Here is a 13002-nt window from a genome sequence, read left to right on the forward strand (position 1 = left end):
GTCGGGACTCGCAAGAAGGAACGGTGCGGCCGGGGGCTGATCTACGCCTCCGGCCCGCCGCGCTCCAGGACCGCGACGAAGGCGTCGACGACGCGCGGGTCGAAATGCCGGCCCGCCTCGGCGCGGATCAGATCCACCACCGCCGCCATCTCCCACGCCTCCTTGTAGGGGCGGCGGTGCAGCAGGGCGTCGTAGACGTCGGCGACCGCCACGATGCGGCCCGACAGCGGGATGGCGTCGCCGGCCAGCCCGTGGGGATAGCCGGTGCCGTCGAACTTCTCGTGGTGGCTCTCGGCGATCTCCGCCCCCATCGACAGGTAGCTGCGCCCGCCGACCGGGCCGGAGGCGTCGCGCAGGATGCGCCCGCCGATGGCGGCGTGTTCGCGCATCTGGACCATCTCCTCGGGGTCCAGCTTGCCGGGCTTGCGCAGGATCCGGTCGGGGATGGCGACCTTGCCGACGTCGTGCAGCATGCTGGCCAGCCCGATCAGCTCGCAGAAGCGGTCATCGGCGTCACCGCCGCAGGCACCCCGCGCCTGAAGCTCCCTTGCGATGGCGGTGGCCCAGCGGCCGATGCGCCGGACATGCTCCCCGGTGACCTCGTCCTTGTATTCGGCCAGCTTGCCGAGGGCGTGCACCGTGGCGATCTGCGCGAGGCGGAGCTGTTCGTACAGCGACACGTTGTCGAACCCGACCGACATCCGGGAGCAGAAGATCTCCAGCAGCCGCCGTTCCACCTCCGGCAGGCCGCCGTGCCCGCCGATGAACAGCGCGCCGGGGCCGGGACTCTGGGTCTGGAACAGCGCGACGCTGTGGTCGTCGCCGTGCAGGCTGCGGCCCCGGGCCAGGGCGACGGCGATGTCGGCGCAGGCCGCCTCGGGCAGCACGGCACTGACCGGCCGGCCCGCCGCCCCGGCGAAAACGCCGGTCCCGCACAGCACCTCCGCCTCCCCGGTCCGGCCTTCCGGATTCAGGCCGTGCGGCACCGCGCACAGGAAGGCGCCGGTCGCCCGCGGCAGCAGGGCGGCGACCCGTTCCACCACGCCAACGGCGAAGCGGTCCATGGAGCGCTGCTCAAACAGGGTGCCGGCGGCGTCGACGATCGTCTCCAAGCCTTGCCGGTTGCGTTCGATGGCGTCGATGTGCTGGTAGGACCGCAAGGCGGCCACCGTGGCGGTGAACAGCTTCTGCGCGGTCAGCTCGCTCTTGGCCTTGTAGTCGTTGATGTCGTAGCTGACGATCACCTGCCGTTCCGGCGCCTGGCCGGGCTGGCCGGTGCGCAGGATGATGCGGACCCGCCGGTTGCCCAGCACCTCGCGGATGTGATGGACCAGCCGCAGGCCGGCGTCCTCCGTTTCCATCACCACGTCCAGCAGGACGGCGGCGATGTCGGGATGGTCGTTCAGGATCACCCGCGCCTCGACCCCCGAATGGGCGGACAGGAACTGCAGGCGCCGCCCGTCGAAGGTCACGTCGTTCAGCACCACGCGGGTGATCGCGTGCACCTCCGGATCGTCGTCGACGATCAGCAGCTTCCAGGGGGCCACGGCGGGGCCGGAGGTCGCGGACAACCGGTCCGGAGCGTCCTCGTCGGCGAACAACAGATCGTCGTCATCGTCCTGGCTCCAGCCCTGGATGTCCGACATCGCCGCTCCCCGCCCCGCTCTGCCAAAGCTGCATGGCTACAATTCGATTCTCTTTTTCAACGCTTGTCGCGGTTCGTGTCAACCGATCTGGCGCGTCCGCGCACAGGACTGCAGTCGCTGGGAGGCTGCGACGCTTTGTCCTTCCCCGTTGCGGCTACCGCCAAAGCGCCTACTCCGACGCGAGTGGAGGGGTTGCGGCCCGCCCCGAACGGGTGATCATAGGTAGAAAGGCGTGAGGCTGAAAACAACGCGAGAACGACGGGGGCAGGCCATGATACCGGACGCTTGGGACATCGAATTGCGCGAAGGGGCCGCCAGCGTGGCCCGCCATCTGATCGAGACCGGCTGCGTCCGGTACGACCCGGAGCATTTGTGCAACCACGGTTCGGGGCTGGTCAGCCCGGTCCATCTGGAGGGGCGGCGGCTGCTCTCCTATCCCGCGGTGCGCGACGAGGTGCTCGATTTCGCGCTGCGGATGATCGGGCAGGAGATCGGCGACGGCGAACTGGACGCCATCGCCGCCGCCGAGGGGGCCGGCGTGCCCTGGGCCGCGCTGATCGCCGACCGGCTGGAGTTGCCCCTCGTCTTCGTGCGCAAGGAGGCGCCGGAGGGCCTGCAGGGCTACAAGCACCGCATCGAAGGGCGGGTGGAGCCGGGCTGGCGCGTGCTTCTCGTCGAGCAGATCGCCGCCGACGGCCACCGCAAGGCCCGCTTCGCCCAGCCGCTGAAGGAGGCGGGCTGCGACGTGCGCGACCTGTTCGTGCTGTTCCAGTACGGGATCTTCGACGAGATCCAGGAGCATCTGGCCCCACTGGGCATCACGATGCACGCGCTGGCGACCTGGTGGGACGTGCTGGAGGTGGCGAACCGCGGCCATTACCTGGACGGGCAGGCACAGGGCGAAATCCACGCCTTCCTGCAGGACCCGCGGCGCTGGACCGCAGAGCACCAGAAAGGCCGGAAAAGCGAAAAGGCGGCCTGAGGCGGGGCGGGGCCCCTCTCCCTAAATATAACCCTCTCCCCTCCGGGGAGAGGGTGGCCCGGAGGGCCGGTGAGGGGGGTTGGCGTGTCGCTGCGTTCGGCAAAAGCGCAACCCCCTCACCCTACCCCTCTCCCCGGAGGGGAGAGGGAATAATGAAGGCGGTCCCGCCGCAACGGGCGGCCAGGACGGCGGCGGCGTAGGGCACCGCCAGCAGAAGCTGAAGCCCGGCCCAGGACAGCGCTTCCCAGTTCGGGCTGGTCCACACCACCTCGTGCAGGGCCTCCGTGAAGGGAAGCTGCCCGTAGATCAGCGACTCCATCGGCACCACGCCTTCCGCCAGCACGGTCAGCAGCGCGCCGAGCAGCAACAGGACGGCCAGCGCCGACTCCAGCGGCAGACGGCGGACAGCGCCGCACAGGCCATTCGCCGGCAGATCGGCCACCGGGACGGCGGGGCGGAACAGCCCGCCGATGCCCCAGGCGGCCAGCGCCCCCGTGCCCTCCGGACGCCGCGTGGCGCGCATGGCGCCGAGCGCCAGCAGGCCGAGCGCCGGCAGGGCGAAATACCAGTTGGGGAAGTCGCGGTAGCGCCCGTCGAAGACGATCAGGACGCTCCAGACGATCCCCAGCAGGGCGAGAACCACGGCGGCGGCCTTGCCCACCGTCTCCAGCCGCGACAGCGCCGGACGGCCACGCAGCGGGGCCAGCGGCTCCAGCGCCAGACCGCCGCTGCCCAGCGCCCGCCGGGCGGCCAGCAGGACGGCCATCGACAGCACACCTGTCGCCGCCAGCATGACGACCGACAGCGCCACGTCCTGCGGGTAGTGCTTGCCGTGCAGCGCGCCCCAGACGGCGTGGACATAGAGTGTGGACAGCGCCTGCGCCAGGAAGGCTAGGGCGGCGAAGGCCCCGGCGGTCAGCGGACGGCCGCGCAGGGTCAGCCCGACGACCAGAAGCAGCGCGAGGCCGGAGGAGACGCCGAACAGCATCGGCCATTGGCGATTCTCCACCACCGGCCCGGCCAGGGCGAACTTCGCCTGACGGTCGGCGGTGTAAAGGCCCCAGTGGCCGCCCACCGTGCCCTCCAGCTTGGCCTTCCAGCCCTGGTCGAAGGCCTCGATCACGTTATAGTCGAAGCCCTCCTGCTCGGCGAGGCGGACGAAGCCGTTGACGAACTTGGCCTTGTTGACCAGCCCGGTGACCGCGGCGCCGCGCGACCGGCCCTCGGTCGGCCAGCCGGTCTCACCGACCAGGATCGGCTTGCCGGGGAAGCGCTGGGCGATGGTGCGGTAGCTGCCGCGGATGCGCTCCATGGCGCCGGCCACGTCGGTCGGCACGTCCTCCCAGTAGGGCAGCAGATGGATGGTCAGGTAATCGACGTGATCGGCGATCTGCGGGTACTTCAGCCACCACTCCCAGACGTCGGCGTAGGACACCGGCTGCTTCACCGCCGCCTTCACGCGGTCGATGTAGCCGGCCACCTGCTCCGGCGTCAGCTCGCGGCGCAGCAGCACCTCGTTGCCGACGATCACGCGGGTGATGACGTCCGGGTAGCGGTTGGCGAGGTCGATGAGGGAGGCGACCTCCTTCTCGTTCTTGTCCAGCCGCGACGACAGCCACGCCCCCATGGTGACCTGCATGCCGTGACGGCGGGCCAGTTCCGGCACCACCTCCAGCCCTTCCAGCGAGGTGTAGGTGCGCACCCCCGCCACCTGCGGGGCGAGGGCCGCCAGATCCTCGTCGATCTGCGCGGTGCTGGGGAATTTTTGCGTCAGCGGGCTCTGGCCGTCGCGGAAGGGCGCGAAGGACACGCTTTTCAGCTTCCCTCCGGGCGGCGGGTCGAGCGGCACCGGCTGGTTCGGCAGCGACCAGACGGCAAAATTCGCGAGGCCGGCCACGAGCAGCACGGCGAGGATCGTGATGAGGCGCATGGAGGGGATGTCTACACCAAATGCGGGATCGGCAAAACGGTCTGGCGAACCAGGTCAGTTCCAGAAGGAAAACGGGCGCGCCCCCGCGAGGGAGACGCGCCCGTCAAGGACCAACCCGGCCCAGGCGGGCCGGCTGGAGTTGATGACGTGCCATCGTCACGTCCCATCAACGAACCACGGCCCGCTTTATTCCAGCAATTCCGCTCAGCGTTCCACAAAAGCCTTTTCGATCACGTAATGACCGGGTTCGCCGTTGTGGCCCATGGAGAAGCCCAGCTCATTCATGATGCCGCTGGTCTCGTCCAGCATGGCCGGGCTGCCGCAGATCATCACGCGGTCGACCTCGCGGTCGAAGGGGGCCAGCCCGACGTCCGCGAACAGCTTGCCGTTGCGGATCAGGTCGGTGATGCGGCCCTGGTTGCGGAACGGCTCGCGCGTCACGGTCGGGTAATAGATCAGCTTCTGCTTCACATCCTCGCCGAAGAACTCGTTCTCCGGCAGGACGCTGTTGATGATGTCGCCGTACGCCAGCTCGCCCACCGTACGCGTCGTGTGGGTCAGGATCACCTTGTCGAACCGGGCGTACATCTCCGGGTCCTTGATGATGCTGAGGAACGGGGCGAGGCCCGTGCCGGTGCTGAGCAGGTACAGGTTGCGGCCCGGCAGCAGGTTGTCGGTGACCAGCGTGCCCGTCGCCTTGCGGTTGACCAGCAGCGTGTCGCCTTCCTTGAGATGCTGGAGGCGCGAGGTCAGCGGGCCGTCCTGCACCTTGATCGAGAAGAACTCCAGCGTCTCCTCGTAGCTGGCGCTGACCAGGCTGTACGCGCGCAGCAGCGGCCGGCCGTTCACCTCCAGGCCGATCATGGTGAACTGTCCGGGATCGAAACGGAACGAGGGATCGCGCGTGGTGGTGAAGCTGAACAGCGTGTCCGTCCAGTGGTGAACGCGCAGGACGCGCTCATGAATCAGATTGCTCATGGAATCCGCAGGTCCGTTTCGGTGACCGGCATGCTGTGGCCGGTGTCGTTTCAGAAGCCAAGCCGTGCCGCATTGCAGCACATCTCTTTAACAACAAATTCGTCAACAGACCACTAATTTATACCAACAATTTTGTTGTGGCTTTTCGGTTATCACAAGACGATATCGCAAAATAAACGGCCTTACTCTCCCGCCGGCGGGGCGAAGAGATAAGGCGACAAACCGCGCAGATTCTCATCGACAATCAGGCGATGGTTCAGCGGCGGGAAGGCGCGCTGCGAACAGTCCAGCCGCGGGCAGAGCCGGCAATTCACACCGATGGGCGTCGCCGCCTCGGTGTTTTCGAGATCCACACCGTCCGCATAGGTGATCTGCGCCGCGTGCTGGAGATCGCAGCCCAGCGCGATGGCGAATTGCTGCGGCGGGCTGCGGAAGCCGCCGCCGGCCTTCACCACCGTGCGGGCGATGGAGAAGTAGGTGGTGCCGTCGGGCATCTGGGCCAGCTGGCTGTGAATCTTTCCCGGCGTGCGGAAGGCCTCGTAGACGATCCAGCGGGCGCAGCCGCCGCCGAAGCGCGCCAGATGGAAGCCGGCGCCGGAAAAGCGCTTGGACACGTTGCCGGCGCTGTCCACCCGCATCAGGAAGAAGGGAACGCCCTTCGCCCCCGGCCGCTGCAGCGTGGTCAGCCGCTGGCAGACCTGCTCGAACGAGGCATCGAACCGGCGCCGTAATATTTCGATGTCGTATCGAACCTGATTGGCCGCCTCCCAGAAGCGGGCGTAGGGCATCACCACCGCCGCCGCGAAATAGTTGGCGAGACCGATGCGGGCCAAGCGCCGCGCCTCGTCCCCCGTCAGACCGGACGACTCGACGATCTGGTTCAGCAGGTCGCGATGGCGCAGCAGGGCGATCTGGCAGGCGAGCTGGAAGTTGCGCCCGGACGGCGCCAGCATCTCCGACAGCAGGATGCGCCGCCCATGCCGGTCGAACCGGCGCACCGCATAGCCCATGATGTCGGAAGGCAGCAGCCGGACGCGGACGCTGTGGTTGTTCAGCAGATAGTCGGTCAGACCCCGGTAGAGGTCGCCCTTCTCCAGCCGGCCCTCCTGCCACAGCTCCTCCGCCGCCGCCTCAAGCTCGGCGAAATGGTTGGAATGGGCTTGGAACAGGTCGCGCACCTCGTCCTGCGGGAAGGAGGAGGTCTGGACCAGATGCAGCTTCTCGCGGTCGGCCACCCGTTCCGACAGGGTCTGCAGGTCGTCGCGGCTGGTGCGGAAGGCGCGGTAGAGCGCCACCACCGCCTGCCCCAGCGTCGGGGCGACGGCCGCCAGTTCGCGAAAGTCCTGGTTCTTGATGTCGGAGCCGTCGAACAGCGGGTCGGCGAAGACCTCGCGCAGGCCGGCGACGAGACGGCTTTCCTCATCCTCCGCGAAGCTCTGCAGATCCACCCCGAAATTCTGGCCCAGCTTCAGCAGCAGCGGCACGGTGACCGGGCGCTGGTTGTGTTCGATCAGGTTCAGGTAGCTGGGGGAGATGCCCAGCTGCTCGGCCATCTGGGCCTGGGTCAGCCCGTGGTCGCGGCGCAGCCGACGCACCTTCGGACCCAGCATCGCCTTCTTGTCCATGACCACCCGAACTCCAGCTGAGCTGATTTACAATATTTACTGATTTACAGAACTTTTCTGACGGCAGTTTACAAACAGACCCTTTTACAAACAAGGGCATGTTGCAAGGCAGCGAAGGCCGTTTTAGTTGTTTTGTCAGGGCAGCGCTCAAAAGCAGCGCAACGGTGACGAAAAGAAGGAAAACGACCATGTCGCTCGATGAAAAGACCAAGGCCGCTCTCCGCGCCGCGCGCTTCGAAGGCATCAAGCGCGATTACACCCAGGACGACGTGAAGCGCCTCAGCGGCTCGGTCAAGATCGAGTACACGCTGGCGGAACTGGGCGCCCAGCGCCTGTGGGAACTGCTGAACACCGAGCCGTACATCAACACGCTGGGCGCCCTGACCGGCAACCAAGCGATGCAGGCGGTGAAGGCCGGCCTGAAGGCCATCTACCTGTCGGGCTGGCAGGTCGCCGGCGACGCCAACCTGGCCGGCCAGATGTACCCGGACCAGAGCCTGTACCCGGCCAACTCGGTGCCGGCGGTGGTCGAGCGCATCAACAACACCTTCAAGCGCGCCGACGAGATCCAGACCGCCGAGGGCAAGGGCGACACCTACTGGTTCGCGCCGATCATCGCGGATGCCGAGGCCGGCTTCGGCGGTCCGCTGAACGTCTTCGAGCTGATGAAGGCGATGATCAAGGCCGGCGCCTCGGGCGTCCACTTCGAGGACCAGCTCGCGTCGGAGAAGAAGTGCGGCCATCTCGGCGGCAAGGTGCTGATCCCCACGCAGCAGCACATCCGCACGCTGAACGCCGCCCGTCTGGCCGCCGACACCATGGGCACCTCGACCATCGTGCTCTGCCGCACCGACGCGGAGTCCGCGCAGCTCATCACCTCCGACGTTGACGAGCGCGACCATCCCTTCATCGACTTCGACGCCGGCCGCACCTCGGAAGGCTTCTTCCGCCTGAAGAAGGGCACGGGTGTCGACCACTGCATCGCCCGCGGCCTGTCCTACGCCCCCTACTCCGACCTGCTGTGGTGGGAGACCTCCCGCCCGAACCTGGAGGAGGCCAAGCGCTTCGCCGAGGCGATCCGCAAGGAGTTCCCGAACAAGCTGTTGGCCTACAACTGCTCGCCGAGCTTCAACTGGAAGGCCAACCTGGACGAGGCGGACATCGCCAAGTTCCAGCGCGAGATCGGCGCCATGGGCTACAAGTTCCAGTTCGTGACGCTGGCCGGCTTCCACAGCCTGAACTACTCGGCCTTCAAGCTGGCCAAGGGCTACGCGGCGCGCGGCATGGCCGCCTACTCGGAGCTGCAGGAGGCGGAATTCGCGGCGGAGGCCGAGGGCTACACCGCGACCAAGCACCAGCGCGAGGTCGGCACCGGCTACTTCGACGCGGTCGCCACGGCGATCTCGGGCGGCCAGTCCTCCACCACCGCCTACAAGGACTCCACCGAGGCCGATCAGTTCCATTGATCCGCCTCCCTTGAACCAAAGGCAGGGCGCGCCCGGTTCCATTCGCCGGACGCGCCCGCCTTGAACGAGACAGCACTTTGCCCCCGCAAAGTGTGAAAGGGTCATACGGCCGCCCATCGCGGCAGCCTCCCCGGCTCGGGCCGTATGACCGGTTTGCGCCGATCCCTCGGACGGTTGGCTTCGGCCCGCCGCCCTGGTGACCGGTGGTTCCCGATCCGGTGTGCGAGCCGGATCTCTTCGAACGGCTGACGCTATTGACTTCAAACGGCCGGGGGTCCGCCCCCGGCCGCTTCTTTTTGCGCCCACCCGTTTTCCTCACGACCATTCGTTGTCACAGCCGCGCCATGACGGCATGGCTGACCTGCGCCATCCCAACCGCCACAATCGGAAAATCGTGATTAAGTCTTGAGCGCGACCGCGAAATTGCCGTGCCGGTTGCCCTGCCCGACGGTGGGGAAGCTGCGTTGCAGTGCGGAATAAGCCATTGACTTGGGACCTCGTTGCCGCCACTTGTGTTCCATGCTCACCACAAACCGATCAGGGGCGTGACCGCCCCCCCGCCGGACCTCATCTGACGAGGGCCGGCTGCGGGTTCCATCGCCGCGCAAATCTTTGCGCGGCGTGCGCCGTTTCTTTTCCTCGACGGCGCATTCCTCGGCGATGGCCCGCACACACTGGTTGAACGATGAAAGGACAAGACAGTATGGATCAACCCCTCGCAGGAAAGAGCATTGCCATTCTCGTCGCCAACGGCTTTGAGGAACTGGAGATGACGGAGCCGCAACGGGCTCTCCTCAAGACCGGCGCTACTCTTCGTACGATTTCCCCCGAGCAGGGTCTGGTGAACGGCTGGCACGGCAAGTCCTGGGGCCATTACTTCCCGGTGGACAAGCAGGTCGGCGAGGTTCTGGGTGCCGACTATGACATGCTGCTGCTGCCGGGTGGCGAGCGCAGCGTCACCAAGCTCCAGCAGAGCGCCCACACCCGCCGCATCGTCGGCCACTTCCTGGACGCCGGCAAGCCGATCGCCGCGATCGACCAGGGCATCCAGCTCCTGGCCATCCCGGGCAAACTGAAGGGCCGCACGCTGACCGCTCCGGAGGCCGTCCGCGCCGAGCTGGAAGCCGCCGGCGGCAAGATCAGCGACGAGGCCCTGGTGGTGGACAACGTGACCATTACGGCGCTGGGCCATGACGAGCTGGCCGCCTTTGTCGAGCAGGTCGTCAAGGTCTTCTCCGAGGCTGCCGCCGTCCGCAAGGCCGCCTAAGGCCAAGCCAGCTTAAGGCCGAGCCAGCGCGCCTCGACAGGCCGCCCGTCTTTCCTGCGGGTTTCGTCTTGTGAGTCCACGGCCGCCGCGCCTCCAGCGCGCGCGGCCGTTGCGCGTTTTAAGGCGCGCGTTTTAAGGCGCGCCTTTCAGCGTGTGTCGTGTCCGGCCTTCAGGGCCGTTGCATGCCCCCACCGACCCGGCAGGGCGGGAAGGTCAGGCGCACGGTCGTTCCGGCCCCGAGCCGGCTGTCGATGTGGAAGGTGCCGCCGTGCAGCGCGATCAGCGCGCGGGTCAGCGGCAGCCCCAGGCCGGAGCCGCGCTCCGTCGCCCGGTCGCGGCCCTGGTTGCTATGCCCCTGGTTGCGGCCATGCACCTGCCCGAAGGCGTCCAGCGCCACCGGAATTTGTTCGGGGCGCATGCCGATGCCGTTGTCGGCGACGGTCAGCGCGATGCCGCCGTCCTCCGTCAGCTCCGCGCGCACCCGCACGCACCCGTCCTTGGGCGGCGAGAACTTGATGGCGTTGCCGATCAGGTTGGTCAGCATCTGCCGGATCTGCGAGGCGTCGCCATGCAGGCTGGGCAGATCGTCGGGGATTTCCATGCACAGCGCGACCGCCGCCTCGCACGCCCGCGGCTGCATCATGCCGAAGGTCAGATCGACCAGCAGGGACAGGTTGCAGGCCTCCTCGTGCAGGTCCATCCGCCCCGCCTCGATCCGCGCGAGGTCGAGCAGGTTGTTGATGAGGTCCAGCATGTAGACGCCGGCCGCCGCGATCTGCCCGGCATATTCGCGGTAGCGCGGGTTGTTCGGCCCCATCATCTCGTCATGGATGATCTGGGCGAAGCCGAGCACGGCGTTCAGCGGCGTGCGCAGCTCGTGGCTCAGATGGTGGACATAGTCGGATTTGCGCTGGTTGGCCTGCTCGGCCTCGTCGCGGGCGGCGCTCAGCTCGGCCTCGCGGGCCTTGAGGTCGGTGATGTCGGCGCGGATGCCGACGGTGCCGCCCTCGTAGGTCCGCCATTCCTCGATGCGGATCCAGCGCCCGTCGTGAAGCTCCATTTCCATGGGCGGGCCGGCGCCGCGGTGCTGCTCGATGCGCCGCTCGACCCAGCCCTCCAGGTCGCCGTCCGGCACCCGATAGACGCCCCGCTCCACCCCGCCGCGCAACACCTCCTCGAAGCTGGCCCCCGGCGTGATGAGGTCGGTGTTGGCGGAAAACAGCTCCCGATAGCGCCCGTTGCACAGCACCAGCCGGTCCTGGGCGTCGTACAGCACGAAGCCCTCGGTGATGCATTCGATGGCGTCGGAGAGCAGGTGATGGGCGCGCCGGGCCGCGCTTTCCGCCTCCACCCGCTCCGTGACGTTGCGGATGCTGCACATCACGCGGTCGCTGTCGGGCAGGGCGACCAGCCGCGCCTCGAAGAATTTGGTGTCCCCCGCCGATCCGGAAGGCGGCGGCAGGGAGAAGTCCAGGCCGATGACCGTTTGGCCTTCGTTCAGCCGGCCGAGCGCCGCGGCCAGCATCCCGGCGGCGGGATCGGGCAGCACCTCCTGCACGCGGTGCGCCAGGAAACGCTCGGCGGGGACGTTCAGGTCGCCGGGGCTGGCGGCGGCGAAGTCGAGGATGGTGCCGTCGCGCAGCAGTTCGAAGCGGATGTCGGGATAGGCGTAGGACAGCGCGATGAGCTGCTCGTTCAGCCGCATCATCTCCTGCCGGGCGCCGCTGTCGGCGGGGGCTTCGGCCAGGATCAGCCCGCTCGGGCGCGGCGCCGGAACCAGCCGGAGGTCCACCTCCAGCGGCAGGGTCAGGGGGGCGTGGACGGTCGCCCGCGCGTCCACCGTCCGCCCCGCGGCGGCCTGCTCCAACGCGGCGGGGAACCGGCTGGACAGGCTGACCCGGACGGCGGCGGCGGGCGCGTCGTGCTCCAGGCCGATCAGCGCGCGGGCGGCGCCGTTCAGCCACACGGTCAGCCCATCGGGACGGAGCAGCCACAGCGGCGTGGCGAGCGCGTCCAGCCATTGCAATCCCGCGGCGTCCTCCGGGGCCATGTCCAGCTCGTCCTTCTCCAGCAGGGTCCGTCCCAGCCCGGAGGGCGCCGCATCAGTGTGCGGGGCGACGGGCAGGGCGGTGGTCATGGGCGGCAACATGGCAGGTCATGCATAGCGGACATGCTATCAGAGCAAGGCAGGGCGTGAACAGGGGCAGGGCAACCGTCCGAACCGTCTATTTCCGGCCAAACCGTGGAAAATGGGACGGAAGGGTAGCGGATCAGCCTTTCGCACCGCAAGAAACCGCGGGATCGGCGCTGACACCGGCCCCCATCCATGCATAAATCCGTACCGCTCACCAGAGACATCGCTGCCGATCCACCCCTTCGTGAGGACCGCCATGGCCGACGAGACTCCTCAAGATGGCCCGCAGGACGGCCGGATCCGCGACAAGCTGATCGCCACCAAGGAGCAATGGGCGCGGGAGGGCCGGGGCCTGACCGGGGAGACCGCCGACCCGGCGCGCGACCGCCTGCCGCCGGGCCAGCGCCTGGTGGAGACCTGGCCGGTGCTCGATCTCGGCATCGTGCCGCGGGTGAGCGAGGCGAACTGGACCCTGGCGGTAGACGGGCTGGTCGACACCCCCGTCACCTGGAGCTGGGCGGACCTTCAGGCCCAACCGCGGGAGCGCGTCGTCTCCGACATCCACTGCGTCACCACATGGTCACGCTACGACAACCGGTGGGAGGGCGTGTCCACGCGGCACCTGCTGTCGGTCGTCCAGCCGCGGCCGGAGGCGCGCTTCGTCCTCTGCCACTCCTCGGACGGCTACACCACCAACCTGCCGTTGGAGGCCTTCGCGGCGGAGGACGCGCTGCTCGCCACCGGCTGGGAAGGCCAGCCGATCAGCCGCGACCATGGCGGCCCCGTCCGAGTCGTCGTGCCGAAGCTCTATTTCTGGAAAAGCGCCAAGTGGGTGAAGCGAATCGAGTTCCTGGCGGAGGATCGCCGCGGCTATTGGGAGGTCCGCGGTTATCACAATGACGCCGACCCCTGGCGGGAAGAACGCTACAGCGAGTAGCTGTGCGACTACGCCCGCCATTCCGGTCCAGAAACAA

At 67.8% G+C, this 13002-nt stretch carries 9 protein-coding genes; 4 read left to right on the forward strand and 5 right to left on the reverse strand.

The window, feature by feature from the left end:
* Positions 1–41: 41 nt before the first annotated feature.
* The gene (locus ABAZ39_RS13135; RefSeq protein ID WP_038529979.1) at positions 42–1646 is read right to left on the reverse strand and encodes a DUF3369 domain-containing protein; all 1605 of its coding nucleotides are present in this window, start codon (positions 1644–1646) and stop codon (positions 42–44) included.
* A gap of 271 nt (positions 1647–1917) precedes the next feature.
* On the opposite strand from ABAZ39_RS13135, the gene ABAZ39_RS13140 reads away from it, so the two are divergent.
* A complete protein-coding gene (locus ABAZ39_RS13140; RefSeq protein WP_014239071.1) occupies positions 1918–2628 on the forward strand; it encodes an orotate phosphoribosyltransferase in 711 nt (236 codons plus the stop codon).
* Positions 2629–2749: 121 nt separating this feature from the next.
* On the opposite strand, the gene ABAZ39_RS13145 is transcribed toward ABAZ39_RS13140, so the two are convergent.
* The 3 genes from ABAZ39_RS13145 to ABAZ39_RS13155 form a co-directional block, all read right to left on the reverse strand.
* On the reverse strand, positions 2750–4558 hold the full coding sequence (locus ABAZ39_RS13145) for a glycoside hydrolase family 17 protein (protein ID WP_038529981.1): 1809 nt from the start codon (positions 4556–4558) through the stop codon (positions 2750–2752).
* A 204-nt stretch (positions 4559–4762) separates the two neighbouring features.
* The gene (locus ABAZ39_RS13150; protein WP_038529984.1) at positions 4763–5536 is read right to left on the reverse strand and encodes a ferredoxin--NADP reductase; all 774 of its coding nucleotides are present in this window, start codon (positions 5534–5536) and stop codon (positions 4763–4765) included.
* A gap of 182 nt (positions 5537–5718) precedes the next feature.
* Positions 5719–7161, reverse strand: coding sequence for a helix-turn-helix domain-containing protein (locus tag ABAZ39_RS13155; RefSeq protein ID WP_038529987.1), 1443 nt, complete (start codon positions 7159–7161; stop codon positions 5719–5721).
* 188 nt (positions 7162–7349) lie between these two features.
* Between ABAZ39_RS13155 and aceA the strand changes: the two genes are divergently transcribed.
* Complete coding sequence (gene aceA / locus ABAZ39_RS13160) at positions 7350–8627, forward strand: isocitrate lyase (protein WP_038529990.1); 1278 nt, start codon at positions 7350–7352, stop codon at positions 8625–8627.
* Between the two features lie 703 nt (positions 8628–9330).
* Positions 9331–9894, forward strand: coding sequence for a DJ-1/PfpI family protein (locus ABAZ39_RS13165; RefSeq protein ID WP_014239063.1), 564 nt, complete (start codon positions 9331–9333; stop codon positions 9892–9894).
* A 169-nt stretch (positions 9895–10063) separates the two neighbouring features.
* On the opposite strand, the gene ABAZ39_RS33020 is transcribed toward ABAZ39_RS13165, so the two are convergent.
* Positions 10064–12031, reverse strand: coding sequence for a sensor histidine kinase (locus tag ABAZ39_RS33020; RefSeq protein ID WP_160174826.1), 1968 nt, complete (start codon positions 12029–12031; stop codon positions 10064–10066).
* A gap of 253 nt (positions 12032–12284) precedes the next feature.
* Here ABAZ39_RS33020 and ABAZ39_RS13175 point away from each other — a divergent pair, with 253 nt between their 5' ends.
* Positions 12285–12965, forward strand: coding sequence for a sulfite oxidase-like oxidoreductase (locus tag ABAZ39_RS13175; RefSeq protein ID WP_051658015.1), 681 nt, complete (start codon positions 12285–12287; stop codon positions 12963–12965).
* Positions 12966–13002 lie beyond the last annotated feature (37 nt).

It is taken from the genome of Azospirillum argentinense (assembly GCF_000632475.1).
Taxonomy (GTDB): Bacteria; Pseudomonadota; Alphaproteobacteria; order Azospirillales; family Azospirillaceae; genus Azospirillum; species Azospirillum baldaniorum.

What these genes read in the sequence shown, in the direction of transcription:
- ABAZ39_RS33020 (WP_160174826.1), bottom strand. Translation starts at nt 12,031, where the DNA reads ATGACCACCGCCCTGCCCGTCGCCCCGCACACTGATGCGGCGCCCTCC.
- ABAZ39_RS13140 (WP_014239071.1), top strand. Translation starts at nt 1,918, where the DNA reads ATGATACCGGACGCTTGGGACATCGAATTGCGCGAAGGGGCCGCCAGC.
- ABAZ39_RS13150 (WP_038529984.1), bottom strand. Translation starts at nt 5,536, where the DNA reads ATGAGCAATCTGATTCATGAGCGCGTCCTGCGCGTTCACCACTGGACG.
- aceA (WP_038529990.1), top strand. Translation starts at nt 7,350, where the DNA reads ATGTCGCTCGATGAAAAGACCAAGGCCGCTCTCCGCGCCGCGCGCTTC.
- ABAZ39_RS13155 (WP_038529987.1), bottom strand. Translation starts at nt 7,161, where the DNA reads ATGGACAAGAAGGCGATGCTGGGTCCGAAGGTGCGTCGGCTGCGCCGC.
- ABAZ39_RS13135 (WP_038529979.1), bottom strand. Translation starts at nt 1,646, where the DNA reads ATGTCGGACATCCAGGGCTGGAGCCAGGACGATGACGACGATCTGTTG.
- ABAZ39_RS13175 (WP_051658015.1), top strand. Translation starts at nt 12,285, where the DNA reads ATGGCCGACGAGACTCCTCAAGATGGCCCGCAGGACGGCCGGATCCGC.
- ABAZ39_RS13165 (WP_014239063.1), top strand. Translation starts at nt 9,331, where the DNA reads ATGGATCAACCCCTCGCAGGAAAGAGCATTGCCATTCTCGTCGCCAAC.
- ABAZ39_RS13145 (WP_038529981.1), bottom strand. Translation starts at nt 4,558, where the DNA reads ATGCGCCTCATCACGATCCTCGCCGTGCTGCTCGTGGCCGGCCTCGCG.